At 74.8% G+C, this 26,307-nt stretch carries 26 protein-coding genes and 1 riboswitch; of the genes, 9 read left to right on the top strand and 17 right to left on the bottom strand.

Annotation, left to right across the window (positions count from 1 at the left end):
• Nucleotides 1–40: 40 nt before the first annotated feature.
• Nucleotides 41–289: a DUF2630 family protein gene (locus AC3WT4_RS00215; protein WP_031316756.1), complete on the top strand. Its 249-nt coding sequence runs from the start codon at nt 41–43 to the stop codon at nt 287–289.
• Nucleotides 290–339: 50 nt separating this feature from the next.
• Nucleotides 340–591: a hypothetical protein gene (locus AC3WT4_RS00220; RefSeq protein WP_021483231.1), complete on the top strand. Its 252-nt coding sequence runs from the start codon at nt 340–342 to the stop codon at nt 589–591.
• A 56-nt stretch (nt 592–647) separates the two neighbouring features.
• Here the strand turns inward: AC3WT4_RS00220 and metE are convergent, their stop codons facing one another.
• From metE to AC3WT4_RS00250, 6 genes are all read right to left on the bottom strand, one after another.
• A complete protein-coding gene (metE, locus tag AC3WT4_RS00225; RefSeq protein ID WP_492314366.1) occupies nt 648–3,095 on the bottom strand; it encodes a 5-methyltetrahydropteroyltriglutamate--homocysteine S-methyltransferase in 2,448 nt (815 codons plus the stop codon).
• Between the two features lie 32 nt (nt 3,096–3,127).
• The gene (locus AC3WT4_RS00230) at nt 3,128–4,189 is read right to left on the bottom strand and encodes a methylenetetrahydrofolate reductase (RefSeq protein ID WP_074803813.1); all 1,062 of its coding nucleotides are present in this window, start codon (nt 4,187–4,189) and stop codon (nt 3,128–3,130) included.
• Nucleotides 4,190–4,194: 5 nt separating this feature from the next.
• Nucleotides 4,195–4,297, bottom strand: a riboswitch (SAM riboswitch).
• 211 nt (nt 4,298–4,508) lie between these two features.
• Nucleotides 4,509–6,032, bottom strand: a complete 1,524-nt coding sequence (locus tag AC3WT4_RS00235) for a sodium/solute symporter (RefSeq protein ID WP_492314367.1) — start codon at nt 6,030–6,032, stop codon at nt 4,509–4,511.
• Nucleotides 6,029–6,484: a heavy metal transporter gene (locus AC3WT4_RS00240; protein WP_492314368.1), complete on the bottom strand. Its 456-nt coding sequence runs from the start codon at nt 6,482–6,484 to the stop codon at nt 6,029–6,031. The genes AC3WT4_RS00235 and AC3WT4_RS00240 overlap by 4 nt, the downstream gene beginning before the upstream one ends.
• On the bottom strand, nt 6,481–7,290 hold the full coding sequence (locus tag AC3WT4_RS00245) for a LytR/AlgR family response regulator transcription factor (protein WP_492314551.1): 810 nt from the start codon (nt 7,288–7,290) through the stop codon (nt 6,481–6,483). The genes AC3WT4_RS00240 and AC3WT4_RS00245 overlap by 4 nt, the downstream gene beginning before the upstream one ends.
• Before the next feature lie 59 nt (nt 7,291–7,349).
• The gene (locus AC3WT4_RS00250; RefSeq protein WP_492314369.1) at nt 7,350–8,522 is read right to left on the bottom strand and encodes a sensor histidine kinase; all 1,173 of its coding nucleotides are present in this window, start codon (nt 8,520–8,522) and stop codon (nt 7,350–7,352) included.
• An 86-nt stretch (nt 8,523–8,608) separates the two neighbouring features.
• Between AC3WT4_RS00250 and AC3WT4_RS00255 the strand changes: the two genes are divergently transcribed.
• Both AC3WT4_RS00255 and AC3WT4_RS00260 read left to right on the top strand, forming a co-directional pair.
• Nucleotides 8,609–9,574 (top strand): ABC transporter substrate-binding protein, encoded by a 966-nt coding sequence (locus AC3WT4_RS00255; RefSeq protein WP_286186108.1) that lies wholly within the window; start codon nt 8,609–8,611, stop codon nt 9,572–9,574.
• Nucleotides 9,561–10,475 (top strand): siderophore-interacting protein, encoded by a 915-nt coding sequence (locus AC3WT4_RS00260; protein WP_492314370.1) that lies wholly within the window; start codon nt 9,561–9,563, stop codon nt 10,473–10,475. Before AC3WT4_RS00255 ends, AC3WT4_RS00260 begins: the two co-directional genes overlap by 14 nt.
• On the opposite strand, the gene AC3WT4_RS00265 is transcribed toward AC3WT4_RS00260, so the two are convergent.
• The gene (locus AC3WT4_RS00265; protein WP_492314371.1) at nt 10,465–11,085 is read right to left on the bottom strand and encodes a hypothetical protein; all 621 of its coding nucleotides are present in this window, start codon (nt 11,083–11,085) and stop codon (nt 10,465–10,467) included. The genes AC3WT4_RS00260 and AC3WT4_RS00265 overlap by 11 nt on opposite strands.
• A gap of 94 nt (nt 11,086–11,179) precedes the next feature.
• On the opposite strand from AC3WT4_RS00265, the gene AC3WT4_RS00270 reads away from it, so the two are divergent.
• A complete protein-coding gene (locus AC3WT4_RS00270; protein ID WP_108049944.1) occupies nt 11,180–11,659 on the top strand; it encodes an META domain-containing protein in 480 nt (159 codons plus the stop codon).
• Between the two features lie 22 nt (nt 11,660–11,681).
• On the opposite strand, the gene AC3WT4_RS00275 is transcribed toward AC3WT4_RS00270, so the two are convergent.
• From AC3WT4_RS00275 to AC3WT4_RS00300, 6 genes are all read right to left on the bottom strand, one after another.
• Complete coding sequence (locus AC3WT4_RS00275; RefSeq protein ID WP_074803800.1) at nt 11,682–11,960, bottom strand: type II toxin-antitoxin system RelE family toxin; 279 nt, start codon at nt 11,958–11,960, stop codon at nt 11,682–11,684.
• On the bottom strand, nt 11,957–12,229 hold the full coding sequence (locus AC3WT4_RS00280) for a type II toxin-antitoxin system Phd/YefM family antitoxin (protein ID WP_074803798.1): 273 nt from the start codon (nt 12,227–12,229) through the stop codon (nt 11,957–11,959). Before AC3WT4_RS00280 ends, AC3WT4_RS00275 begins: the two co-directional genes overlap by 4 nt.
• A gap of 81 nt (nt 12,230–12,310) precedes the next feature.
• The gene (locus AC3WT4_RS00285; RefSeq protein ID WP_492314372.1) at nt 12,311–12,829 is read right to left on the bottom strand and encodes a hypothetical protein; all 519 of its coding nucleotides are present in this window, start codon (nt 12,827–12,829) and stop codon (nt 12,311–12,313) included.
• Nucleotides 12,830–12,834: 5 nt separating this feature from the next.
• Nucleotides 12,835–13,296, bottom strand: coding sequence for a hypothetical protein (locus AC3WT4_RS00290; RefSeq protein WP_108049940.1), 462 nt, complete (start codon nt 13,294–13,296; stop codon nt 12,835–12,837).
• A gap of 18 nt (nt 13,297–13,314) precedes the next feature.
• A complete protein-coding gene (locus AC3WT4_RS00295; RefSeq protein ID WP_492314373.1) occupies nt 13,315–13,581 on the bottom strand; it encodes a YbdD/YjiX family protein in 267 nt (88 codons plus the stop codon).
• Nucleotides 13,578–15,875 carry a carbon starvation CstA family protein gene (locus AC3WT4_RS00300; RefSeq protein WP_108049938.1) on the bottom strand — a complete coding sequence of 766 codons (2,298 nt, stop codon included), beginning with the start codon at nt 15,873–15,875 and terminating at the stop codon, nt 13,578–13,580. The genes AC3WT4_RS00295 and AC3WT4_RS00300 overlap by 4 nt, the downstream gene beginning before the upstream one ends.
• Nucleotides 15,876–16,096: 221 nt before the next feature.
• Here AC3WT4_RS00300 and AC3WT4_RS00305 point away from each other — a divergent pair, with 221 nt between their 5' ends.
• Entirely contained in the window at nt 16,097–18,826 is a 2,730-nt protein-coding gene (locus AC3WT4_RS00305; RefSeq protein WP_492314374.1) for a hypothetical protein, read from the top strand.
• Between the two features lie 59 nt (nt 18,827–18,885).
• On the top strand, nt 18,886–19,467 hold the full coding sequence (locus tag AC3WT4_RS00310) for a GNAT family N-acetyltransferase (RefSeq protein WP_400111974.1): 582 nt from the start codon (nt 18,886–18,888) through the stop codon (nt 19,465–19,467).
• On the opposite strand, the gene AC3WT4_RS00315 is transcribed toward AC3WT4_RS00310, so the two are convergent.
• Genes AC3WT4_RS00315 through AC3WT4_RS00330 form a run of 4 tightly spaced genes read right to left on the bottom strand, consistent with a single transcriptional unit; the run spans nt 19,427 to nt 22,590 of the window.
• Complete coding sequence (locus AC3WT4_RS00315; protein WP_257418501.1) at nt 19,427–20,029, bottom strand: TetR/AcrR family transcriptional regulator; 603 nt, start codon at nt 20,027–20,029, stop codon at nt 19,427–19,429. The two genes, AC3WT4_RS00310 and AC3WT4_RS00315, sit on opposite strands and share 41 nt — an antisense overlap.
• Nucleotides 20,030–20,032: 3 nt before the next feature.
• Entirely contained in the window at nt 20,033–20,620 is a 588-nt protein-coding gene (locus AC3WT4_RS00320) for a sugar O-acetyltransferase (RefSeq protein ID WP_108049932.1), read from the bottom strand.
• On the bottom strand, nt 20,617–21,921 hold the full coding sequence (locus AC3WT4_RS00325) for an MFS transporter (RefSeq protein ID WP_492314375.1): 1,305 nt from the start codon (nt 21,919–21,921) through the stop codon (nt 20,617–20,619). Before AC3WT4_RS00325 ends, AC3WT4_RS00320 begins: the two co-directional genes overlap by 4 nt.
• A gap of 45 nt (nt 21,922–21,966) precedes the next feature.
• The gene (locus AC3WT4_RS00330) at nt 21,967–22,590 is read right to left on the bottom strand and encodes a TetR/AcrR family transcriptional regulator (RefSeq protein ID WP_021482984.1); all 624 of its coding nucleotides are present in this window, start codon (nt 22,588–22,590) and stop codon (nt 21,967–21,969) included.
• A gap of 198 nt (nt 22,591–22,788) precedes the next feature.
• Here AC3WT4_RS00330 and AC3WT4_RS00335 point away from each other — a divergent pair, with 198 nt between their 5' ends.
• Together AC3WT4_RS00335 and AC3WT4_RS00340 are read left to right on the top strand one after the other, a co-directional pair.
• Nucleotides 22,789–25,017 (top strand): glycoside hydrolase family 3 protein, encoded by a 2,229-nt coding sequence (locus AC3WT4_RS00335; RefSeq protein ID WP_492314376.1) that lies wholly within the window; start codon nt 22,789–22,791, stop codon nt 25,015–25,017.
• Nucleotides 25,014–26,300, top strand: coding sequence for an MFS transporter (locus AC3WT4_RS00340; protein WP_043654445.1), 1,287 nt, complete (start codon nt 25,014–25,016; stop codon nt 26,298–26,300). Before AC3WT4_RS00335 ends, AC3WT4_RS00340 begins: the two co-directional genes overlap by 4 nt.
• The last annotated feature ends 7 nt before the right edge of the window (nt 26,301–26,307 follow it).

A 26,307-nucleotide genomic window follows, 5' to 3' on the forward strand; every position in this document is an offset into this window, starting at 1 on the left:
CCCGGGGCGCGCCCGCGCCGTCGGGCATACCGTGGACGGCATGACGACCGACGGCGGCATCCGCAGCACGATCAGCGAGCTCGTGGCGCAGGAGCACCGGCTCCGGGAGCAGCTCGCCCGGGGCGAGATCTCGGGCCCGCAGGAGCAGGAGCGGCTCCGCGCGATCGAGGTCGAGCTCGACCAGTGCTGGGACCTGCTGCGCCAGCGCGGCGCCGCGCGCGAGTTCGGCGGCGACCCGGATGCGGCGACGGTGCGAGACCCCGGTACGGTGGAGAACTACCTGGACTGATCGCCGACGGCGACGTCCGGCTCCCGTTCCTACCTCAGAAGGAGAACCCCATGACCACGTCCAGCGAGCAGGCGGCGCACAGCCCCCTCCCCACCGGGACCGAAGGGCGCGACATCCCCGGTCACGCGGGCGCGGTCGCACGGTTCGTCGTGGCGTTCGCGCTGTTCGTCGGCGGGCTCGTGCTCATGGGGTCCGGCATGTCCGGCGTCGACGGCGGCGTGTGGCTCTTCGTGGGCGGCCTCGCTGCGGCGACGCTCGCGTTCGCCCTCCCGATGGCGGGCACGGGCACGACCGAGCGCTGACACCTCGACACGGAGGCCGGGTCCCGACGGGACCCGGCCTCCGGCGTCTCCGGGGTTCAGCCGAGCGTGGCCCGGACGGCCTTCGCCGCGGTGACGAGGTGCTCGAGCGACGGCACGGTCTCCTCGTAGCGGCGGGTCTTCAGGCCGCAGTCGGGGTTGACCCAGACGACGCGCGGGTCGATCGACTTCACCGCGAGCTCCAGCAGCTCGGTGACCTCCTCCGTCGAGGGCACGCGCGGGCTGTGGATGTCGTAGACGCCCGGCCCGATGCCGCGCGAGTACCCGGCGTCGCGCAGCTCCGGCACGATCTCCATGCGCGAGCGCGCCGCCTCGACCGACGTCACGTCGGCGTCGAGGCCGTCGATCGCGCCGATGACCTCGCCGAACTCCGAGTAGCACAGGTGCGTGTGGATCTGCGTCGCCGCCTCCACGCCCGACGTCGCGAGCCGGAACGACCCGACGGACCAGTCGAGGTACGCCGGCTGGTCCGCGCGGCGCAGCGGCAGGAGCTCGCGCAGCGCGGGCTCGTCGACCTGGACGATCCCGATGCCGGCGGCCTCGAGGTCCGCGATCTCGTCGCGCAGCGCGAGGCCCACCTGGTTCGCCGTGTCGCCGAGCGGCTGGTCGTCGCGCACGAACGACCACGCGAGGATCGTCACGGGACCGGTGAGCATGCCCTTGACGGGCTTCTCGGTGAGCGACGCCGTGTACGCGGACCACTCGACCGTGATCGGCGCGGGCCGCGTGACATCGCCCCACAGGATCGGCGGGCGGACGCAGCGCGACCCGTACGACTGGACCCAGCCGTTCGCCGTGACGGCGAACCCGTCGAGGTGCTCCGCGAAGTACTGCACCATGTCGTTGCGCTCGGGCTCGCCGTGCACGAGGACGTCGAGGCCCAGCTCTTCCTGGATCGCGACGACGCGCGCGATCTCCTCACGCATCGCGGTCGTGTAGTCCGCGTCCGACAGCTCGCCCTTCGTCCACAGCGCGCGGGCGCGGCGGATCTCGGGCGTCTGCGGGAACGAGCCGATCGTCGTCGTGGGCAGCAGCGGCAGGTTCAGGCGCGCCTGCTGCGCCGCCGCGCGCTCGGCGTACGCGCCGCGCGCGAAGTCGGCGTCGCTCAGCGCGGCCGCGCGCTCGCGCACGGCGGGCACGACGACGCCGCTCGCCTCCGCGCGCGACGCCACCGCCGCGCGGGACGCCTCGATCTGGGCCGCGACGGCGTCGTGACCCTCCGTGAGCGCGCCGGCGAGCGTCGCGACCTCGCCGACCTTCTGGTCCGCGAACGCGAGCCAGTCGCGCAGGCGCGGGTCGAGCGTCGTGCCCGACACCGTGCCGGGCTCGGCGAACGTCTCGTCCTCGACGTCGTGCGGCACGTGCAGCAGCGACGTCGACGTGCCGACGGCGACCGCGCCCGCGCCCAGGGCCTGGACGGTGTCGACGACGTCGAGCTTCGCCGCGAGGTCGGCGCGCCACACGTTGTGCCCGTCGATCACGCCCGCGACGAGCGTCTTGCCCGCGAGGCCGGGGACCCCGCCGTCGGCCGCCGCCGGGACCGCGCCCTTGACGAGGTCGATCGCGATCGCGTCCACGTCCGTGCCGGCGAGCAGCGCGAGACCGTCGCGGGCCTCCCCGCCGTCGCGCTCGGCAGCGGCCTGGAGGCCGCCGAACGGCGCGGCGACGAGGATCGCGGGACGCGCCTGCGCGGCGTCCACGGCATCGACGGAGAGCTCCGTCGCGAGCGTGCGGTACGCGGACCCCACGGCGGCGGCGAGCTCGGCGAACGGGACGTCGACGGAGTCGGTGACGAGGATCGGCTCGTCGAGCTGGACCCACGGCGCACCCGCGGCGGCGAGCGCGCGCAGCAGGTCGGCGTAGGCGGCGACGACGTCGTCGAGGCGGTCGAGCGGCGCGAACCCGGCGGGCGCGTCGTCCGCGGCCTTGGACAGCGCGAGGAACGTCACCGGCCCGACGACGACGGGCCGCGTCACCACACCGGCCTCCTTCGCCTCGACGAACTCGCGCACGACGCGGTCGTCGACGAACCGGATCGGGGTGTCCGGGCCGATCTCGGGCACGAGGTAGTGGTAGTTCGTGTCGAACCACTTGGTCATCTCGAGCGGGGCGTCGTCCCCCTGGCCGCGCGCCACGGTGAAGTAGCCCGCGAGGTCGAGGCGGCCGGCGTCGTCGGTCAGCGACGCGAACCGCGACGGGACCGCCCCGAGGGCGGCGGCGACGTCGAGCACCTGGTCGTAGAAGGAGAACGAGCCGGGGACGGACGCGTCGTCGGTGCCGAGGCCGAGCTCGACGAGGCGGCGCACGGTCGCGAGGCGCAGCTCGCGGGCCGTGGCCTCGAGCTCCTCGGCCGACGTCTTGCCGGCCCAGAACGCCTCGACGGCCTTCTTGAGCTCGCGGCGGCGCCCGATGCGCGGGTAGCCGAGCACGGTCCCGGCGGGGAATCCGACCGGGTTCTGGGTAGGGGAGGGTACGGAAGTGGCCATGATCGAAACCTCTTGCTGGTCCGGAGGACCGGTCAGACGGGCGCGCCGTGCGTGGCGGCGCTCGTCGTGGGCAGGGAGGTGCCGGTGACCCACGGCCCGCTGGCCAGGTCCGGGACGAGCGGGGCGGCGGCGGCGCTGGCGCCGCCCCCGGTCCCGCCCGACCCGCCGCCGAGGTGGACACCCTCGAGCAGGTCAAGAGCGGCGCGGTGCTTGTTGAACGTGTACACGTGCAGACCGGGCGTGCCCGCGTCGAGGACGCGCTGCGCGAGGTCGACCGAGTACGCGATCCCGTAGGCGTGCTGCGCCTCCGGGTCGGGCAGGGCGTCGAGCGCGTCCAGCAGGTGCTGGGGCGCGCGCACGCCCGTGAGCTCCTCGACGCGACGGAGCCGCGCGGGCTCCGTCGTGGGCAGCAGCCCGGCGAGGATGGGGATCGTCACGCCGGCCGCACGGGCCTCGGCGACGAAGTCGGTGTACGACGACGCGTCGTAGAAGAGCTGCGTGATCGCGAAGCTCGCGCCGGCCTGCTGCTTCTGCCACAGGCGGCGCACCTCCTGGGTGCGGCTCGTGCCGGCGGCGGGGTTGCCGTCGCAGAACGTCGCGACGGCGATCGTCAGCGGCCGGGCCGCGCCGCGCAGCGCGACGGCCGGGTCGGACGCGCAGCGCGACGCCTCGACCTCGCGCAGCAGGGCGACGAGCTCGGTCGACGACCGGACGCCGTCGGGCGCGGGCTGCCAGTCCGGCTGGTCACGCGGCGGGTCGCCTCGCAGCGCGAGGAAGCTCCGCACGCCCTCGTCGAGGAAGTCGGTGATGACCGACTCCACGTCCTCGCGCGACGCCCCGACGCACGTGAGGTGCGCGATCGGCAGCACGGGCGTGCCCTGGAGCAGCCGTCCCACGACCTGGCGCGCGGTCGCGCGGTCGGTGCCCGCCGCGCCGTACGTCACGGACACGAAGTCGGGGTGCGTCGCGACGAGACGGCGTGCCGTCTCCCAGAACTTCGGGGCCGCGTCCGGTCGGCGCGGGGGCATGAGCTCGAACGACACCGTCGGCCGCGGACGGCCCGGACGGTGCGCGAAGGGTGCCTCTGAGGTCATGCGTCACTCCATCGACCCTGGCGTTAGCACCTTTGTCCTCGGGAGGCTTCCGTCGGCGGGTTGCTGCGGTGTCGTCGAGCCAGGACTCTCGACCGCTCTGGATGGTTGCCACGATCCTACGACCCATCCGACATGCGGTCGAGAGCGCCCGCCAGGTGAGATGCGGAGGGATCAGTCGGAGGCGTACCGACGTCCCGCGCTACAGATCGCAGTCTCTCTACGCGACGAATTTCAGGTTTCCTCCGCTACAGATCTCAGGTGCTCGAGCGATGTCCCAGACGCCGAGCGTGGCGACGGGTCGTCGTCGGCCTTCCGGGTCTCAAGCCCGCCGGCGCTCGGGCACATGCAGACGCCGGAGGAACCGGTCGGTGCGCAGCGGCGGGCCGCGCCGGTCGAGGAGCGACACGACGACGACGGTCGCCGTCGCGAGCGGGATGGTCCAGGCGGCGGGCTGGGCGAGCAGGGCGCGCACGACGCCGGGGACGCCGTCGGCCGTGTCGCCGGACGGTCTCCCGTACCCCGTGGCGACGAGCGCGGACGACGCGAGCAGCGCCGTCGCGCACAGGACGGCCCCCACGACCATGCCCGCCACCGCGCCGCGCGCGGTGAGGCCGCGCCACCAGACGCCGAGCAGGATGACGGGGGACAAGGCGGACGCGGCGAAGACGAACACCGTCCCGACGCTCGTCACGAGGCCCTGCGGGATGGTGACGAGCGCGAACGCGAGCGGGATGAGCGTGCACGCGACCGCCGACCACCGGAAGGACCGCACGGTGCCGCCGAACAGGTCCTGGCTCACGACGCCCGCCAGCGCTACCACGAGCCCGGACGACGTCCCGAGGAACGCGGCGAACGCCCCGGCGACGACGAGCGCGGCGAGCAGCTCGCCGCCGAGCCCGGGCACGAGGCGGGTCGGCAGCGTGAGGACGACGGTGTCCGCGACGCCGGGCGCCGCGAGGTCGGGCGCGACGACCCGCGCCACGAGCCCGAGCGTGCTCGACACCATGTAGAACACGCTGATCATGACGAGCACGACGACGGTCGTGCGGCGGGCCGAGCCGCCGTCGGGCGAGGTGTAGAAGCGCACGAGGACGTGCGGCAGGCCGGTCGTGCCGAGCAGCAGGGCGAGCAGGAGCGAGACGGTCGCGTAGGCGTCGAGGCCGCCCGGCCCGGCCTCGTGGGGGAACACGGCGGCGGGGTCGAACGTGACGACGGCGCCGCCGGGCTCGAACGCCCCCCCGAGCGCCATGAGCACGACGACGAGCGGCACCGCGAGGGCGGTGAGCTTGACCCAGAACTGGAACGCCTGGACGAACGTGATGGAGCGCATCCCGCCCGCGGCGACGACGGCGCTCACCACGACCGCGATCCCCACCGAGCCGACCCACGGCGGCACCGGGGCCACGCTCGTGATGACGAGCGCCGCCCCGTGGAGCTGCGGCACCACGTACAGCCACCCGATGACCAGCACGAGCACGCTCGTCACGCGGCGCGCGACCACGGAGTCGAGCCGGGCGTGCACGAAGTCGGGGATCGTGTACGCGCCGCTGCGCCGCAGGGGGCCCGCGACGAACAGCAGGACGAGCAGGTAACCCGCCGCGTACCCCACGGGGAACCAGAACGCCTCTGCGCCGGACAGCAGCACGAGGCCCGAGAGCCCGAGGAACGTGCCCGCGGACAGGTACTCGCCGCTGATCGCCGACGCGTTCCAGACCGGCCGCACGGTGCGCGACGCGACGAAGAAGTCGCTCGTGGTGCGCGAGATCCGCAGGCCGTAGAACCCGATGAGGCCGGTCGCGAGCAGGAGCAGCGCGATCGCGACGAGGGGCAGCGCGCTGGTCACGGCGCACCGCCGTCGTCGGGGCCGGGCTCGTCGGGCGCTCCCGCGCCCTCGGCGAGCGCGCGGTACCGGCGCTCGTTGCGCGCCGCCGCGATCGCGAAGACGACCGCGAACGCGACGATCACGGGGTAGAAGCCGTACGCGTGCACGAGCCACGGCAGCGGCACGCCGAGCACCACGACGTCGTCCAGCGCGGGCACGCCGCTCATCGTCACCGTGAGCAGCGTGACGACGGCGAGGAACGACGCCACGCACGCCAGCCCGAGCCGGAGCTGGGCCCGGACGAGCCCGCGCGTGTACGCGGTCGCGGCGTCGTCCGGCTCGCCGGTCCGCGTCGTGCCCGACGCCGCCCCGCCCCCCGGGGACCCGTCCTCGCCGGGGCCCCGGCTCGTGGAGGGGACGTCCGTGGACCGGACGCGCACGCGTGCGTCGCGGCGCGGGTCGGTGCCCGTCACGGCGCGCCCCGGTGCGGCCCGAGGAGCGCCTCGCGGACCGCGGGCACCATGCGGCGGCTCACCGGGACCTCGTGCCCGGCGACGACGAGCGCGGGCTGCGCCCCGCCGAACCGCGCCGCGGTCACTGCCGCGCGGTCCACGAGGTACGACCGGTGCACGCGCAGGAACCCCGCGGGCGCCCACCGCTCCTCGAGGTCGGAGAGCGGCTCGCGCACGAGGAACTGCTCGGTGTCCGTCACGAGCCGGGAGTAGTCGCCCTGCGCCTGCACCCACCGCACCGCGCTGCGCCGGACGAGCCGCGTCGTCGTGCCGACCGTCACGACGAGCGTCTCGTCGGCCGGTGCGGCGCCTCCCACCGGGCCGCCGGCCGCCGGCGGGGGAGCGGCGGCGCTCGCGGGCGGTGCCACCGCGTCGGTCGCGGGAACGCGCCCCGCCGCGGTGCGCTCCGCGACCCGCTCGACGACGCGGTCGACGGCGCGCGCGAGCCGCTCGCGCCGCACGGGCTTGAGCACGTAGTCGACGGCCTCGACGTCGAACGCCTCCAGCGCGCGCGCCTCGTCGGCGGTGACGAACACGACCGCCGGGCGGTCGGCGAACCGGGAGAGCGCGCGGGCGAGGTCGAGGCCGGTCAGGCCCGGCATGTGGATGTCGAGGAACGCCGCGTCCACCGTTCGCGACGAGAGCTCGCGCAGCGCCTCGGAGCCGCTCGCGACCCCGCGCACGGTGCGCACGCGCGGGTCGCGGCGCAGCAGGGCCACGAGCTCGTCGAGCACGGGTCGCTCGTCGTCGGCGACGAGCGCGTCCAGCCCGACGGCGTCCCTCGCCCCGTCGGGGACGCCGCCGGCCGGGGCCGGGTCCGGGGCGGTCACGGCACGCTCACCTCCGTCTCGTGCAGCGGCTGCGACCGTGGGACGCGCAGGCGCACGAGCGTGCCCGAGCCGGGCGCGGTCTCGATGTCGAGCGCGTGGTCGTCGCCGTAGAGCTGGCGCACGCGCGTGTCGACGTTGCGCAGGCCCACGTGCGTCGTGTCGCGCGACGTGAGGAGCTCGCGCACGACGGCCGGGTCCATGCCGACGCCGTCGTCCTCGACCGTGATCTCCGTCTGGGTGCCCTCGTCGCGCGCGGTGATGACGATGGTGCCGCCGTGCTCGCGCGGCTCCAGGCCGTGGCGCACGGCGTTCTCGACGAGCGGCTGCACGGAGAGGAAGGGGATGACCGCCGTCAGCGACTCCGGCGCGATCTGCAGGGTGACGGCGAGGCGCTCGCCGAACCGGGCGCGCTCGAGCTCGACGTAGGAGTGGATCGAGCGCAGCTCGTCGGCGAGGGTCGTGAAGTCGCCGCGCCCCCGGAACGAGTAGCGCGTGAAGTCGGCGAAGTCGAGCACGAGGTCGCGCGCCCGCTCGGGGTCGGTGCTGATGAACGACGCGATGGCGCCGAGCGCGTTGTAGACGAAGTGCGGGCTGATCTGGGCGCGCAGCGCGCGGAGCTCGGCCTGGGCGAGCGCCGTGCGCGACGCCTCCAGCTCGGCGAGCTCGAGCTGCGCCGCGCACCACTGCGCCACCTCGCCCGTGGCGCGCACGAGCGGCGGACGCACGGTGTCGGCGAACGCGACGACGACCCCGGCGACGCGCCCGCCCGCCACGACGGGCGCCCCGACGGCGTCCTCGACGTCGCCGCTCTCGACGTGGCGCCGTCCCGTCGCGAGGACGCGCCCGGCGACGCGCCGCGCGTCCGGCTCGAGCGTCGAGCTCCCGTCGAGGGCGACCGCGCCGTCGGCCGTGACGACGGCGAGCGCGTCGGCGCCGAGGAGCTGGCGCAGGGAGCGGGCCGCGCGGCCGACGTCGTCGCCGTCGAGGCCGTCGCGCAGGTGCGTCGCGGCGCGCGACGCGAGGTGGAGGGTGCGGAACGTCGCCCGGTCGGAGTCGCTCCCGAGCTCGCGCGACCCGCGCGCGAGCCGCCAGGCGAGCACGAGCCCGAGGGTGAGCAGGACGCCCACGACGAGACCGGCGGCGGCGCCGGCGAACACGGGCCCGGACATGCAGTGATCGTATCCAGCGCGGCGTCACCCACCCCGGGCAGCCAGGTAAGGTAAGGCAGTCCTATCCCACGACGAAGGAACCTCCTGTGCCGATCTCCCGGACCACGTCGAGCCCGCGCGTGCGCCGCAGCGTCACCACCACCGCCCTCGTGCTCGCCGCCACCCTCCTCGCGGCGTGCTCGTCCGACCCCGAGCCCGCGGCGACCGGTGCGCCGGCGCCGGACGACACCGCGGCGGGATACGCCGTCGAGCACGCGCGGGGGACCGCCGAGCTCGACGCGGCGCCGCAGCGCGTCGTGACGCTCGAGCCCGTCGAGACGGACACCGCCGTCGCGCTCGGCGTGGTCCCCGTGGGTGCCGCCGTGCTGAGCGTCGAGGCGGGCGTGCCCGCGTACCTCGGCGAGGAGGCGCAGGCGATCGAGGTCGTCGGGACCGTCCCCGAGCCGAACCTCGAGGCCATCGCGGCGCTCGAGCCGGACCTCATCCTCGGCACGGAGTCGCGCCACTCCGACCTGTACGACCAGCTCGCGAGCGTCGCGCCGACCGTCTTCATGGCGACCCAGACCGACCCGTGGCAGGAGAACGTGCTGCTCGTCGGCCGCGCGCTCGGCCGCGAGGCGGACGCCCAGGCCCTGCTCGACGCCTACGACGCCCGGTGCGCCCAGCTCCAGGAGGACCACGACGTCTCCGGGACGGCGCAGCTCCTGCGCCCGCGCGACGGCATCGTGTCCGCGTACGGGCCGCGGTCGTTCGCGGGCAGCACGCTCGAGTGCGTCGGGTTCACGACGCCGGCGCAGGAGTGGGGCGAGGACATCTCCGTCGACCTGTCCCCGGAGCGCGTGACCGAGGCCGCCGCCGACCTCGTGCTCGTCTCGGCCGCCGACCCCGACGACGCGTCCGCGATCCCCGCGGAGATCCCGCTCAACGCCGCGTCGTTCCCCGACGTGCGCGTCGTGGACCAGTCGTACTGGATCAGCGGCGTGGGGCCGCTCGGCGGGCAGGCCGTGCTCGACGACGTCGAGCGCTTCCTGCAGGACCGTGCCGGCTCCTGACGGGGCGGCCGCGCCCCCGGCGACGGCCGGGGGCCCGGCCGGGTGCCGGTTCCACCGGTCGCCCAACGTGCTCTTCCCGACGACGGTCGCCCGCGTACACGACGTCGGCCCGCGCCTCGCGCGCGTGACGCTCGCCGGGCCGGACCTGGCCGGGTGCGCCGACGTCGGGCTCGACCAGCGCGTGAAGATCCTGCTCCCGGGTCCGGGCACGGACCGTCTCGCGCGCCGGGCGCGCCTCGCGGACGAGAGCACGTGGCGCCGCGAGTGGTCCGCGCTCGACGACGACGTGCGACCCGTCATGCGCTCGTACACGCCCGTGGCCGTGCGTCCGGAGGTCGCCGAGGTCGACCTCGACCTGTACCTGCACGAGCCCGCGGGCCCGGCGAGCGCCTGGGCGCGGCGGGCGGCGGTCGGGGACCGCGTCCTGCTGTCCGCGCCGCACGCGCGGTTCGGCGTGACCGACCACGGCACCCAGTGGGACCCGGGGCCCGCCGTCGGGCACGTGCTCCTCGTCGCGGACGAGACGTCCGCGCCCGCGGTGCGCGGGATCCTCGCGAGCCTCGGCCCCGACGTCCGGGCGCACGCGCTCGTCGAGGCCGACGACCCGGCGGACGCCCCGCTCGGGGACGTGCCCGCGACCGTGCGCGCCGAGCACGTGCCCCGCGCGCGACGTCGCGGCGCCGAGCGGGCGGTGCTGGGCGCCGTCCGCGACTGGGTGGCGGAGCACGGCCGGTCCGCTGCCTCTGCGGGCGACGGGTTCTACGCGTGGTGCGCGACGGAGAGCGCCACGGTCGCGCGCGTCCGGGCCGAGCTCGTGGCGGCGGGCGTGGCGCGGTCGCGCGTGCACGCGCAGGGCTACTGGCACGACCGCGCCCGGCCGGACGCGGCGGTCAGACGATGAGCGCGACCATGACGACGAACGCGACCAGGAAGAACAGCAGCACCCCGAGCCCGACGAGCAGGCCCAGCGCGACCGGGTGCGCCTGACGCCACGGCACGAGCCGCGGGTCCATCGCCCGCAGCTGCACGGGCGTGATCGGCCGGTGGATCGGGTTGAGCGGGACGCCGCGGTGCGCGAGGTCGAGCGCGAGGGCCGAGAGCTGGTCGCGGTCCCACATCTGCCCGACGAGCAGGGCCAGGCGCTTCGTCGGCCCCACGACGATGAGGTGGTGCGTCGGCGTCGTGCCCCCGAACCCCATGCTGTCGACCGTGACGACGCGCTCGATCTCGGCGACCGTGAACCGCCGCGGCCGGCCCCACCCCTGGACCGTCACGGACCCGTCGCCGAACGTGACGCGGGAGCGGTCGGTGAACCGGCGCGCGAGCACGTACGTCAGCGGGATCATCGCGAGCACGACGCACGCGTAGCCCAGCGCGAGGGCGAGATTGCGCGTGCTGATCCCCAGGGAGAGCGCCGTCAGCCCGAGGATCGGCACGAGGACCGCGGCGTACGTGAGGTTGGCGCGCAGCACACGGCGCTTGGCGTCGTCGTCCAGGGTCAGCTCCGTCACGGGCGGCATCGTCCCACGGCACCCCACCCCCGCGCCGGGCGGCCCGCCCGGACGGTCGGTGCAAGGTTCGACCGCCGGGCGACACGATCGAGACATGACCCGACGACGTCCCCTGTGCAGGACGACGGCCCTCCCGGTGCTCGCCGTGGCGCTCCTCGCCTCGTGCGCCGGGCCGGGCGCCGACGCGCCCGCCCGCCCCGGGGAGACGCCCGGGCCCGTGCGCACGACGGCCGCCGAGCCCGTCCCCTTGCCCGACGGCGCAGAGCCCGCCACCGCGGGGGACCTGGTCGGCCGCTGGCAGCCCGAGACCGTCTACGCGACGGACCCGCACGTCGTGCTCGCGGAGGACGGCACGTGGACCGGGACCGACGGGTGCAACGTCGCGGACGGCACCTGGCGCGTCGGCGCCGAGGGGCGCCTGGTCGTCACCTCGGGCGGGCACACCGAGATCGGCTGCGAGGGCGAGCCGGTGCCGTACCTCCTGGCACTCTCCTCTCGCGCCGGGCTCGACGGTGACGTGCTCGTGCTCGTCGACCACGACGGCGTCGAGCTCGCGCGGCTGGAACGGGGCTGACTCTCGTGCCGCCCGTCCTGGGCTACCGGTAGGCGTCGGCGCGGTAGGCCATCCGCATCACGGTGACCAGTCGCTGGTCGTCGTCGATGCGGACCAGGACGCGGAACCCGATCCCGACGTACCCGGCGCGCTGGCCGGCGAGCTCGGCCCCGAGCGCTTTCGTCACCCGGTAGGGGTTCGACGCGAGTGGTTCGTCGCAGAAGCGGATCACGGCGTCGGCCAGGCGTGGTGGGAGCTGGTAGAGCATGCGTGCGGCCGGTGGGCTCAGGCGCACCTCCCACCGACCGTCGACGTCGGTCACCGGCGCGAGGCGAGCTGCTCGCGCACCTCGGCGAGGCTCAGGGTGCGCCCCTGCGCCACCGCCTCCTCGGCCTCGGCCATCTCGACCGCGTGGTCAGGGTCGGACAGCCATGCCAGCGTCTCCATGAGCGTCGCCAGGTCTTCTGGCGCGATCAGCACCGCCGCCGCCTTCCCGTGACGGGTGATCGTCACCGGTTGGTGGGTGCTTTCCACCTCGTCGACCAGGGCGGACAGGTTGGTCTTCGCTTCGCTCATGGGATAGGTCTGCACCCCACGATTCTAGTCTTTATTCCGACTCGAAATCTAGTCGAAAGATGAGGCGCGCTCTCGCGTCCACCGGGTTGGGGGTGCTCAGGAGCCGCGGAAGAGGCGCTCGCGCGACCGCGGGTCGCCAGGAGAGCCGGCGGGCAGGTCGTAGGCGCTCGTCCACACCGGGACGTCGTCGGGCGGGAGCGCGCCGGCGCGGACCGCGGCCTCGTGCAGGTGCCGCGCGACGGCACCGAAGCTCTCGCGGCAGGAGGACTGGCCCTCGACGAGGGAGAGCGTGACGACGGTGCGGTGCGCGGCGTCGTCGGGCTGGACCGTCGCGACGGCCCGCCCGTGGGAGAAGAACGCCGCCGCGCGCGGGGTGACGAGGCGGAGCACGTCGAGGTCGTCGAGGAAGAACGCGCGTGCCGCACCCCCGACCTCCCACAGCGACGCGCCCTCGCGGTGCGCGGCGTCGGACGCCCGGCGCCTCCACCGCAGCGCGCCGAACGCGGCGGCGACCCAGCCTGCTGCTGTCTCCGTGTCGGTGGCGAGCGCGAGGGTGCACGCGGAGAAGGCCCCCCGCGGCGGGTCGGACGTGATGCGGACGGGACGGCGGGCCACGCCCGTCACCGTAGCCCGTGGGGGTCGGGCCCCTCGCCGAGGCCGGTGAGCGCCCGCAGCAGCACGTCGTGACCGGACCGGGCGGCCCCGGGCAGCCAGGCGGCGAAGACGGCGCCGAACGCGAGGGGGAGGAGCGCGACGAGCCACGCGACCCCGTTCTGGTAGACGGCGCCGAGCGCCGCGATCCCGCCCGCCGCGGCGAACCAGATCGCGACCAGGACGAGGTCCAGCCCGCTCGGGGCGACCGCACCCCGGATGCGGACGCCGTCGGGCTCCTCGGTGAGACGGGCGCGCAGCACGCTGTGCCCGCTCGCGTGCGCGCCGGGGGCCCAGCGGCGCGCGACGAGCACGTCGTCGCGCACGCGGACCCGGACCTCGTGCCTGCGGCGGGGGAGCTCCGCGATGCGCCGCCGGACGTCGGCGGTCGAGACCCGCGGCAGGAGCAGGTCGACGGGGACGCGGAGCACGGCGCCGAGCCTAGGCCGTCAGCAGCAGCGCGACCCCGGGTTGGCGTCCTGCTCGGCGTGCCGCATGCGCCAGAACTCGCGCTCGGTCATGACGACGCCACCCGGGTGCACCGCGCGCTGGTGCGCGGCGTAGGTCGCGTACGCGTCGTCGCCCATCACCTGCCGCACGTACCAGCGGACGTGGGCCGCGCCGTCGTGCACGCGGGCCCCGGCACTGCGGAGCCCCGCCACGACGGTCGCGCGGACCGTCGTGGCGGGACCCTGCGTCCCCTGCCGCACCGTCACCGGTGCCCCGTCGCGGCAGGGCGCTTCTCGGGCGGCAGCGCCGCCCACTCCTTCTGGATCGCCTTCTCGGCCTTCGTCGCGAACAGGTCGGCCGGGGCGAACCGGCGGGACGCGACGGGCGGGTCCTCGTGGTTGGCGCCGCCGCCGTCGCGCAGCGCCTTCGCGGTCACGAGGACCGACGCGACGATGACGACGATCGCGAGGACGACGAACACGATCGAGAGCGTGCCCTGGACGAACGTGTTGCGGACGACCGCCTCCATGGCCTCGACCGAGCCGGCGGTGCCGAACGACGTCTCGCCCGCGGCGAGCGCGTCCTTGAACGCGTTGTGGTTGGCCCAGTACCCGACCGCGGGGACGGGGGAGAAGATCTTCTCGATCGACGCCCAGATCGTGATGACCGCGGTGAACGCGAGCGGCGCCGCGACGATCCACAGCCAGCGCTGGTAGCTGCGCCCGCGCTTGGCGACGATCGCCAGCACGACGGCGAGCGCGATGGCCGCGAGGAGCTGGTTCGCGATGCCGAACAGCGGGAAGAACGTGTTGATCCCGCCGAGCGGGTCGGTGACGCCGAGGTAGAGGATGCTGCCCCACCCGGCGACCATGATCGCGGTGCACAACCACACGCCCGGCCGCCACGTCACGTCGCGGAACCTCGGCGACACGTTGCCGAGCGTGTCCTGGAGCATGAAGCGCGCGACACGCGTGCCGGCGTCGACGGCGGTGAGGATGAACAGCGCCTCGAACATGATGGCGAAGTGGTACCAGAAGCCCATCATCGCGGTGCCGCCCACGAGCTGCTGCATGATGTGCGCGAGGCCGAGCGCGAGCGTCGGGGCGCCGCCCGTGCGGGACACGATCGACGGCTCGCCGACGGCCTCCGCGGTGGACGTGAGCATGTCCGGCGTGAGGTGGACGCCCATGAGGCCGAGCCCGTTGACGAACGCGACCGCGCCCTCGACCGTGCCGCCCGTGGCGGCGGCGGACGAGTTCATCGCGAAGTAGATGCCGCGGTCGATGGAGATCGCGGCGACGAGCGCCATGATCGCGACGAACGACTCCATGAGCATGCCGCCGTAGCCGATGAAGCGCGTCTGGCGCTCCTTCTCGACGAGCTTCGGCGTCGTGCCCGACGCGATGAGCGCGTGGAAGCCGGACAACGCACCGCACGCGATCGTGACGAAGAGGAAGGGGAACAACGCCCCGGACACGACCGGGCCCGTCTCGCCGCTCGCGAACTCGCTGATCGCGGGCACCGTGATCTCGGGCCGCACGACGATCACCGCGACCGCGAGGACGACGATGACGCCGACCTTCATGAACGTCGAGAGGTAGTCGCGGGGCGCGAGCAGGAGCCACACGGGCAGGACGGCGGCGACGAAGCCGTACACGATGACGCCGACCGCGATGGTCGTGCGGTCGAGGTGGAAGAGCTCGGCGCCCCAGGCGGTGTCCGCGATCCAGCCGCCGCCGACGATCGCGGCGAGCAGCAGGACGAAGCCGATGACCGAGACCTCGGTGATCTTCCCGGGCCGGATGTACCGCAGGTACACGCCCATGAACAGCGCGATGGGGATCGTCATCGACACGGAGAACACGCCCCACGGGCTCTCGCCGAGCGCGTTGACGACGACGAGCGCGAGGATCGCGACGATGATGATCATGATGAGCAGCGACGCGACGATCGCGGCGGTGCCGCCCACGCGGCCGAGCTCCTGGCGCGCCATCTGGCCGATGGTCCGCCCGCCGCGGCGCATGGAGAAGAACAGGACGAGGTAGTCCTGCACCGCGCCGGCGAGCACGACGCCGACGATGATCCAGATCGTGCCGGGCAGGTAGCCCATCTGGGCGGCGAGCACCGGGCCGACGAGCGGGCCCGCGCCGGCGATCGCGGCGAAGTGGTGGCCGAACAGCACGTGGCGATCGGTCGGGACGTAGTCCTTGCCGTCCTCGCGGGCCTCGGCGGGCGTGGCGCGGCGGTCGTCGGGGCGCGTGATGTAGCGCTCGATGACCTTGGAGTAGAAGCGGTACCCGATGAGGTACGTGCACACGGCGGCGAACACGAACCAGATCGCGTTCACGGTCTCGCCGCGGACGACCGCGAGCATGACCCACGCGATGCCGCCGAGCAGCGAGATCGCGGCCCACAGGGCGATCTTCTGCGGCGTCCAGCGGGTGCGCGCCTGTGCCCCGGGAAGTTCCTCGGGCACCGCGGTGGGGGGCAGGGACGGGTCCGGCACGATCTCCGGGTCGTCGTCCGCGGCGTTCCGCGCCGCGCGGGTGTCTGTCGTCATCGAGCCTCTCCAGGGTCGCGTCGTTGCGGTCCGACCACGGAAGGCTAGGAACCGCGGTGGACCGTGATCCACGTCACGGCGGCGGGCGGTCGAGGTGTGCGACGAACGGTGGTCGGTGTGCGACGAACGGCGCGCCGTCGGGCCGTCCGGGTCGCCGGGCGCCGCGGGTCGGGCCGGGTTAGCGTCGGTGACGACCGCGCCCCGAGCTCGCAGGAGTGTCCGTGCACACGTCCCCTCGCTCCGTCGCCCGCGTGCGCGCGACCGCCCCCGCCCTCGCCGCCCTGCTCGTGCTCGCCGTGGCCGTCGTGCTCGGTGTCACGGGTGCGCGAGCCGACGCGGCGCAGGCCGAGACCGGTCGCCTCTCGTTGTTCAAGCGGATCGAGAACCTCGACACCGGCGCCTCGGAGGGGCGGCGCGAGCTGTGGACGATGCACGCGGTGAACGTCGCGACGGGCGCCACGATCGAGGGCGACGGCCTCAACGGCGTGCAGTCGCTGGAGGTCCCGGCGGGCACGTACCGCATCTCGGAGTCCGGGGGAGTGCCGGGCTACCGGTTCCAGAACTGGAGCTGTGGCGGCGACGACATCCTCGACCCGACGCCGGAGGTCGTCGTCCCGCCCGGCGGCACCGTCCAGTGCACGGTCGACAACGAGGCGATCCGACCAGGGCTCGCGCTCGTCAAGGAGGTCGTGGGCGGCGTCGCGTCGCCCGCGGACTGGACGCTGCGCGCGCAGGGACCCGAGTCGATCGCCGGTCCGTCGGGCAGCGCCGCCGTGACCGACGTGCCGATGCGGGTCGGGCAGTACACGCTCTCGGAGGAGGGCGGGGCCCCCGGCTACCGCAGCGAGGGCTGGACGTGCGACGGCGCGCCGCTGTCCGGCGACGTCGTGACGCTCGACCTCGGCCGGTCGGTCACGTGCACCGTGCGCAACGTGTTCGACGGCGGCGGGGGTGGCTCGCCGGAGCCGAGGCTCACGCTCGTCAAGGAGGTCGTCGGCGGTCCGTCCGCCGTCGCCGACTGGACGCTCACCGCCGACGGGCCGGAGCAGGTGTCCGGGGCGACCGGCGACCCGGCCGTGACGGCGGTCGGCGTCGAGCCGGGCGAGTACGCGCTGGGGGAGCAGGGCCCCGCGGGCTACACGGCGGCGTGGTCGTGCACGGGCGCGGCGGCGGGCGACGGGAGCAGCGGCAGCGTGACCCTCGCGCTCGAGGAGGACGTCACGTGCACCGCGACCAACACGTGGCAGGGCGGCACCCTCACGCTCGTCAAGCAGCTCGAGGGCACGACGACGGCCGTCCCTGCGGACTGGACCCTCACCGCCGCGGGTGACGGGACCACGGTCACCGGGCCGAGCGGCTCGCCCGCGGTCACGGGCGTGCCCGTCCCGCCCGGCGGCTACACGCTGTCCGAGGCCGGGTGGACCGGGTTCGACCCGGGTCCGTGGCAGTGCACCGGGGGCGCGCTGGACGGCGCGGTCGTCACCGTGGCACCCGGCGCGACGGTCGTGTGCACCGTGACGAACGCCGTCGTCCTGCCGCACCTCACGCTCGTCAAGGAGCTCACCGGCGGGCCGACCCAGCCCGCCGACTGGGAGCTCGCCGCGACGGGGCCGCAGCCCGACGGCGGGACGGGGACGATCAGCGGTCGCTCCGGCGGGGTCGAGGTGTCCCACGTGCACGTCGGCGCCGGCGACCACGCGCTCGCCGAGCTCACGGAGCAGGCCGACCACGAGGCGGGCGAGTGGGCGTGCGACGGGGCGACGGGGCAGTCCGGGTCCGTCGTCACGATCGCGCCCGACGACGACGTGGTCTGCCGCGTGACGAACACCTACGTCGGCGCGACGCTGACGCTCGTCAAGGACGTGGAGGGCGGGTCCGCGGACCCGGCCGCGTGGACGCTGACCGCGACGAGCGCCGGGGGCGGCGTCGTCGTCGAGGGCGCGAGCGGCACGCCCGCGACGACGAGCCGGTACGTGCCCGCGGGCGACTACGACCTCGCGGAGACGGGCGGGTTCAGCGGCTACGACAGCGCGGGCTGGACGTGCACGGGCGACGCGACGCTCACCGGCGCGACGGTCTCGCTGCCGCGCGGCGGCGTCGCCACGTGCACGGTGACGAACGTCGCGCGGCTCCCGCACCTCACGCTCGTCAAGGCGCTCGACGACCGCGGCTTCACCGGCGAGGTCGACGTCACCGACTGGACCCTGTCCGCGGAGGGTGCGGGGCTCGCGGCCTCGGGCCCGAGCGGGAGCGCCGCCGTCTCGCACCTGGGCGTCGGGGCCGGGCGCTACGTGCTCGCGGAGAGCGGCGGCCCGGACGGCTGGACGGCGCTCGGCTGGCAGTGCGAGGGGGCTCGCGTCGCCGGGTCGACCGTGATCGTGCCGCCCGGGGCGGACGTCGTGTGCACGGTGACGAACCACTGGCTCGCGGGCACGCTCACCCTCCACAAGGACGTGGTCGACGACGTGGCACCCGCCGACGACTGGGAGCTCACCGCCGTCGGGCCCACGCCCCTCTCCGGCCACGACGGGAGCCCCGACGTGACGGCCGTGCCCGTCGCCGCGGGCACGTACCGCCTGTCCGAGTCCGACAGCGCCTGGGACTACGACCAGGTCGGATGGGCGTGCGACGGGGCCGAGCTCGTCGACGGCGCGACGATCCGGGTCGACGACGGGGCCGACGCGGTCTGCACCGTGACGAACACCGTCCTCGACACCTCGACCCCGACGCCGACCGACCCGCCGACCCCGACCGGTCCTCCGACCCCGCCCACCGACGGGTCGCCGCCGGGCGCGCCCGGGGGCGACGGACCGTCGGCCCCCGCCGCGGCCCCTGACGACGGCCTCGCCACGACGGGCTCCTCCGTCGCGGCGCTGCTCGCCGTGGCGCTCGTCGCGCTGGTCCTGGGCGGGGTGCTGCTGGGCGTGCGGCGTCGCCGCGCGGACCCCTGAGCGGAGGGCGAACGCCCTGCCTGCGCCGAGCGGGCCGGACGCCCTCGTAGCCTGGGCCGATGCAGACGCTGACGACGCCCCGACTGACCCTCCGCCCCTGGCAGCCCGACGACGCCGACGCCGTCCTCGACATCTACTCCCGCTGGGACGTGATGCGGTACGTCGGGACGACGCCGCGCGTCCTGGAGCACCGGGACGAGGCGCTCGCGCGCGTCGCCGCGTGGGCCGAGGTCGACGACGGCACGCACGGCGTCTGGGCGGTCGTCCCGCGCGAGGACGACGACGCCGGTCTGCCCGACGGCGTGCCGGTGGGGACGATCCTGCTCAAGCCGATCCCGGCGTCGGGCACGGGCGACCCGTTGCAGCCCTCCGGGGACACGGAGATCGGGTGGCACTTCCACCCCGACGCGTGGGGCCGCGGGTACGCGTCGGAGGCGGCCTCGGCCGTCCTCGCGCACGCGTTCGCGCGGGGTCTCGACCGGGTCGTCGCGGTGACGCACCCCGACAACGCGGCGTCCCAGGCGGTGTGCCGACGGATCGGCATGACCCCCCGCGGAAGGACCGACGCGTACTACGGCGTGACGTGCGAGCTGTTCGACGTCACCGCTGCGGAGGGGGCGCGGGCGGCCCGACCCGCGTGAGGCGGCGGACCGCGCCGAGGACGTCGACGTCGTCGTGCGGCTCGGTGTCGAGGGCGCGGTGGATCGTCATGCCCTCGATGAACGCGTCGAGCACGCGGCACGTCGCGGGGTCGAAGTGGCGGCCCAGCGCGGCACGGCTGCGGGCCATCCAGTCGTTGGTGAGGGTCCGGTAGGCCGGGTCCCGCGCCGCGAGCGTGTAGAGCTCGTGCGACAGGACGAGGTCGCGCTGCGTCGCGAAGACGTCGTGCGTGATGAGGGTCGTGACGGCCTGGACGGCCTCCTCGGGCGTGCGCGCGTCGCCCATGCGGCGCTCGAACTGCGCGGCGGCCTCGCGCGTGAAGCGGCCGAACGCCTCGCGCAGCAGGTCGTCCATCCCGGCGAAGTGGTACGTCATGGAGCCGAGCGGGACGTCGGCCGCCGCCGCGACGCGCCGGTGCGAGGTCCCCTCGACCCCGTGCTCCGCGATCACGTCGAGGCACGCGTCGATGATGCGGTCGCGGCGCTCCGGGTCGTGGCGGCGCGCGCGGCCCGTCGGGCCGGGAGGCACGGGGGTCTCGGTCACGGCTCAGATGTTCTCGCGGATCACGCGCGCCGGGTTGCCGACGGCCACGACGTTCGCGGGCAGGTCGCGGGTGACCACGGACCCCGCCCCCACGACGGTGTTGTCGCCGATCGTCACGCCCGGGCACACGACGACGCCGCCGCCGAGCCACACGTTGTCGCCGAGCGTGATGGGCTCGGCGGCCTCGAGCTTGTCGCGCCGCGGCTGGGGGTCGACGGGGTGCGTGGGGGTGAGGAGCTGGACGTTGGGGCCGATGAGGCAGTCGTCGCCGACGGTGATCGCCGCGACGTCGAGCGCGGTGAGCCCGGAGTTGACGAAGGTCCGGTCGCCGAGGTGCACGTTGCTGCCGAAGTCGACCGCGAGCGGGGGCTTCACCGACGCGCCCTCGCCGAGCGAGCCGAGCAGGTCGGTGAGGATCTCGCGGGCGCCGTCGTCGTCGCCGTCGAGCACCGCCCGGTGGTAGGCGTCGACGAGGCGCAGGCCGCGGTGGACGCCGCGCGCGATCTCCGGGTCGTCGGCGACGTACAGGTCGCCCGCGGCCATGCGCTCGTAGCTGGTGCGGTCGTCGCCGGCGAAGTAGTCGGTGGTCATGCGCGGGTCTCCTGGGTCTCGGGGGTGCGGTCGTGCGGGGCGGGGTGGTGGGACGAGGCGGTGGTGCGGCGTGGCGCGAGGACGCCGGCGAGCAGCACGACGACGACGCCCGCGAGCGGCAGCACGAGCAGGCCGGTCCGCAGGCTCGTGGCGTCGGCGACGAGCCCGACGATCGGCGGCGACAGGAGGAACCCGAGCCGCATGAGCCACGAGACGAGCGTCAGGCCGGTGCCCGCGCGCAGGCCGGGGAGCTCGTCCGCCTGCTGCATCGCGGCGGGGACGAGCGTCGCGACGCCGAACCCGGCGGCGGCGAACCCGGCGATCGTGCCGGGCACGGACGGGAACGCGAGCGCGAGGCCCGTGCCGAGCGCGACGAGCGCGCCTCCGGTCCGCGCGACGGCGCGCTGGCCGAAGCGGTCCACGAGGCGGTCCCCGACGAGGCGCCCGACGAACTGGGCGCCGACGAGCGCGACGAAGCCGGCGGCGGCGATCGTCGCGGGGGCGCCGAGCGACCCGGACAGGTAGACCGCGGCCCACGTGCTGCCCGCGTCCTCGACGAGGGTGCCCGCGACGGCGACGAGCACGAGCGCAGCGAGGACGGCGGCGGTGCGGCCCCGGGACGCGCGCGCGAGGGCGGCGCCGGGCTCCGCGCTCGCCGTGGTGCCGGACGCCGCAACCGCCCCGGCCTCGGCCGGGACGGCGTCGGGCGCCTCGCCGTCGAGCCCCGGCAGGCACCAGCGCAGCGCGACGAGCGCGACCACCGCGAAGAGGGCGCCCGTGGCCGCGAGGTGGACGCCGAGGGGCAGGCCGAGCGCGATGGCGGCGGCCGCCATGCCCCCGCCGACGACGGCGCCGACCGACCACAGCGCGTGGAAGCCGTTGATGATGGAGCGGCCGTAGCGACGCTGCACGCGCAGCCCGTGCGCGTTCTGCGCGACGTCGGTGAACGCGTCCATCGCTCCCGCGGCGAACAGCGCGACGACGAGCAGCGGCAGGGCGGGCGCCAGGCCCGCGAGCAGCAGCCCGGCCGCGGTGAGCACGGTGCCCGCCACCGCGACGCGCGCCGAGCCGAACCGGCGGACGAGCGCCGCGGCCGCGAGCCCGGCGGTGATGGCCCCCGCGGGGAACGCCGCGACGGCGAGCCCGTACGTCGCGTTGCCCAGGTCGAGCCCGGCCTTGATCTCGGGGTAGCGCGGCACGAGGTTCGCGAACAGCGCGCCGTTCGTGAGGAACAGCGCGGCGACGGCGACCCGCGCGCGCCGGACGTCCGGCGCCGGGCGCGCGAGGGTGGGAGACGGCATGCGGACGATCGTACACATCGTGCGTACGGTCGTACATATCTCGGGTCAGCGCCCGGTCAGCAGCCTGTCGGCGAAGGCGTCCCATTCGGTGACCAGGTCCACGGTCGCGGGCGAGCGCAGCCAGCGCAGCTGCAGGCCGTCCATGGCGGCGAGCGTCTCGCGGGCCGTCGTGACGACGGCCGCCCCCAGGAGGCCGTCGGTTCGGGCCGCCCGGGAGAACAGGTCCATGACCCATTCCTCGCGCTGCTGGAAGTAGGTGTAGGCCGGGTGCGACTCGTCGAGGGACTCGCCCTGGAGCACCGTGTACAGGCGCACGATCTCCGGTTGGGTGGCGTTGCGGGCGACGAGCGCGGCGCACAGGTCGCGGAGCCCGACGGGGAGCGGGTCGTCGTCGATGGCGGTCACGGGGACCGCGAGACGTTCGGCGAGCGCGGCCATGTCGACCGCGTCGCGGTGCTCGAGCACCGCGACCAGCAGGCCGTCCTTCGACCCCGCGTGGTGCAGGACCCCGGCCTCGGTGATGCCGCAGTCGAGCGCCACGTCGCGCAGGGTGAGGCCCCAGAACCCGCGCTCGGCGATGAGCCGGCTCGCGGATGCCAGGATCTGCGCGCGGCGGTCTGCCGCGGCCATGCGCGTGCGGGGTCGTGCGCTCCAGGGGGCTGTGGTCATCGCTCCTCGTCGGGTCGTCGTTCGCCACTCTACGCCGGGGCGTCGCGGCTGGTCAGGCGCGTGCCGGTCCCCGCTCCGGCGGGCAGGAGCGCGGCCCGGGACGAAGGGCCCCTTGCTCGGGCGGCTGCCACGACCTATCTTACTGAACACCTACTAGGTACTCAGTACCACTCACGACTCACGGACGAGGTGTGCAGGATGACGAGCGACGACGCCGCCGGGACGACGACCGTCCCGACCGACACCGGGGCCTTCGGCCTCGCGACCGACGAGGTGCGCGCAGGCGCAGACCCCGTCGCGCAGGCCACGGGCCTGTACGACCGGCTCACCGACGACGAGCGGCTCTGGCTCCTCGACGGCGACCTGGAGTTCTGGAAGGGGATGCGCTCGTTCGTGGAGGACGGCTACAACGTCTTCCCCTACGTGATGGGCGCCGTGGATCGGCTCGGCATCCCCGGGATCCGGTTCGTCGACGGACCGCGCGGGTGCGTCGTCGGCCGCTCGACGGCGTTTCCGGTCTCCATGGCGCGCGGCGCCACGTGGGACGTCGAGCTCGAGGAGCGAGTGGGGCGCGCGATCGGCGCGGAGATCCGCGAGCAGGGCGGCAACTTCTTCGGTGGCGTGTGCATCAACCTGCCGCGCCACCCGGCGTGGGGCCGCTCGCAGGAGACGTACTCCGACCAGCCCCTGCTGCTCGGCGCGCTCGGGGCCGCGCTCACGCGCGGCGTGCAGCACCACGCGATGGCGTGCATGAAGCACTACGCGCTCAACTCGATGGAGAACGCGCGCTTCTCGGTCGACGTCACCGTCGACGAGGCCACCCTCCACGAGGTCTACCTCCCGCACTTCAAGCACGTCTCGGACGCGGGCGTAGCGGCCGTCATGAGCTCCTACAACTCGGTGAACGGCGAGTGGGGCGGTCAGAACCCGTACACCCTCACCACGGTCCTGCGCGAGGACTGGGGCTTCGAGGGCACCGTCGTCACGGACTTCATCTGGGGCATGCGCGACGGGGCGAAGGCGCTCGCCGCCGGGCTCGACGTCGAGGCGCCGTTCCGCCAGCAGCGTGGTGCATGGCTGCGTGATGCCCTCGAGGACGGCCGTGCCACCTGGGCGGACGTCGAGCGCGCGGGCGTGCGCATCCTCGCGACGCAGCTGCGCCACCACGCCGGGCGCGACGCCGACGAGCCTCGCGGCACCGTCGTGAGCGCCGAGCACGTCGACCTGGCGCGCGAGGGGGCGCGCCGCGCCGTCGTGCTCCTCAAGAACGACGAGGCGTCCGGTGCGCCCGCGCTCCCGCTGGATCCGGCCTCCCTACGCCGCCTGGCCGTCGTCGGCCGTCTCGCGGACGTCGCCAACACCGGGGACCACGGGTCGTCCGACGTCCGGGCCCCGTACGTCGTCACCGCGGTGGAGGGCCTGCGCGCCGCGCTCCCGGAGGCCGAGATCGTCACGGCGGACCCGCAGCAGGGTGCCCCGGCGGCTGCGGACGCGGCCCGCGGTGCCGACGCGGCCGTCGTCGTCGTCGGGTACACCGCGGCCGACGAGGGCGAGTTCGTCGACGGCTCCGTCGCGACGCGCGAGGACCTCCTGCGCCTCTACCCGGACCCCGTCGACGACGCCCAGCGCGCCGACCGCGACGCCGTCATGGCCGCGATGGGCCAGGGGCTGAGCGTCGTGGGCAGCGGGACCGCGGGCGGCGACCGCCGCGACCTGCACCTGCGGCCCGAGGACGTCGAGACCGTCCGTGCGGTCGCGGCGGCCAACCCGCGCACCGTCGTCGTCGTGGTCAGCGCCGGTGCCGTGCTCATGGAGGACTGGGTCGACGACGTCCCGGCCGTCCTGCTCGGCTGGTACGCCGGCATGGAGGGCGGCAACGCGCTCGCCGACGTGCTGCTCGGCGCCCACAACCCGTCCGGGCGTCTGCCCTACCCGATCCCGGCGTCCGCGGACCACCTGCCGCCCCTCGACATCGACGCGACCGCGATCATGTACGACCGCTGGTACGGGCAGCGGCTGCTGCAGCGCGACGGCGTCGACGCCCTCTTCCCCCTGGGCCACGGGCTGGCGTACACGACGTACGAGGTGACGGGGATCGACGTCGGCACGGTCGACCGCGCCGCGCGCCACGCCGAGGTGCGCGCGACCGTGCGCAACACGGGCGACCGCGACGGACGCCACGTCGTCCAGGTGTACGGCTCGCGGGCCGACGGCGACCGTGCGGGCGAGCGCGAGCTGCTGGGCTTCGCCGTGGCGGACGTCCCGGCGGGGTCGAGCGTCACGGTGCCGGTGGCGCTCGACCTCACGCCCTTCGGGCGCTGGGACGAGCGCACCCGAGCGGTCGCCGTCGCGGCGGGGCCGGTCGTGCTCGAGGCGGCGTCGTGCTGGGGCGACGCGGGCGCGGCACGGGCGGAGGCCGAGCTGTGACCGCGACCGGACCCGGCGCCGTCGCGCCCGAGGTCGTCAGCGAGTGGTCCGGCACCGTCGAGGACGGTCAGCAGCCGCGCCGGCCGCTGCGCGTCGGCGTCGCCCTCGCGCTGGGCGTGGTGCTGTGGCTCGGCCCCTACCTGGGCGTCAACGCCGTCCTGCTCCCCGCGCGCGTCGCAGAGATCGCTCCGGCGAACAAGGAGGCGGTCGTCGCGCTCCTCGCCACGAGCGCGATGGTGGTCGCCACGATCGCGAACATCCTGTTCGGCGCGCTCTCCGACCTCACTCGCTCGCGCTGGGGGAGGCGCACGCCGTGGATCGTCGTCGGGTCGGTCGCGTCCGCGGCGATGCTGCTCGTCGTGGGCTCGGTGCGCAGCGTCGGGCTGCTGGTCGTCGCGTGGTGCGTCTACCAGTTCTTCCTCAACGCGATCGTCGCGCCGCTCATCGCCGTGATCTCCGACCGGGTCGCCCCGCGTCACCGCGGCACGATCTCGTCCGTCTACGCCCTCGGGTACTCCGCGGGCCTCTACGGCGGGCAGATCGTGGGCGCGCAGTTCCTCGGCTCGCTCACCGGCGGTTTCACGGTCCTGGCCGCCCTGACCCTGCTCTCGGGCCCGGTCGCCGCCCTGCTCATGCGCGAGGGCTCGAGCCTGGGCATGGCTCGGCGCCGCCTCGACAAGCGGATGCTGCTGGACAACTTCTCGTTCCCCCGGCGCGGTGCGCGCGACTACTACCTCGCACTGTTCGGGAAGTTCCTCATCATCGCCGCGACGTTCGCGATCTCCGGCTACCAGCTCTACATCCTCACGGACTACATGCGCCTCGGCGAGGACGAGACCTCGCGGTACGTCTCGCTCGTGTCCTTGTTCCTCATGATCACGGCGCTCGTGATGTCGGCCGTGGCGGGCCCGGTCTCGGACCGCCTGCGCCGACGACGCCTGCCGGTGGTCGTGGCGGCCGTGCTCGTCGCGATCGGCGCGTTCGTGCCGTTCGTGTCCGCCGAGCCCTGGACGATGCTCGTCTACGGGCTCGTCGCCGGCATCGGCATGGGCGCCTTCAACGCCGTCGACCAGGCGCTCAACGTCGAGGTGCTGCCCAATCCGGAGACGGCCGCGAAGGACCTGGGCATCCTCAACCTCGCCAACACGGGCGGGCAGATCCTCGGACCGGTCCTCGCGGCCGCCGCGATCACGGCGCTGGGCTACCACGCGATGTTCCCCGTCGCGGCCGTGCTGGCCCTCGTCGGTGCGGTCCTCATCCTGCTCATCCGGTCCGTCCGCTGAACGGAGG

The sequence above is a fragment of the Cellulosimicrobium sp. EB106-03-01-XG111 genome (genome assembly GCF_058792115.1).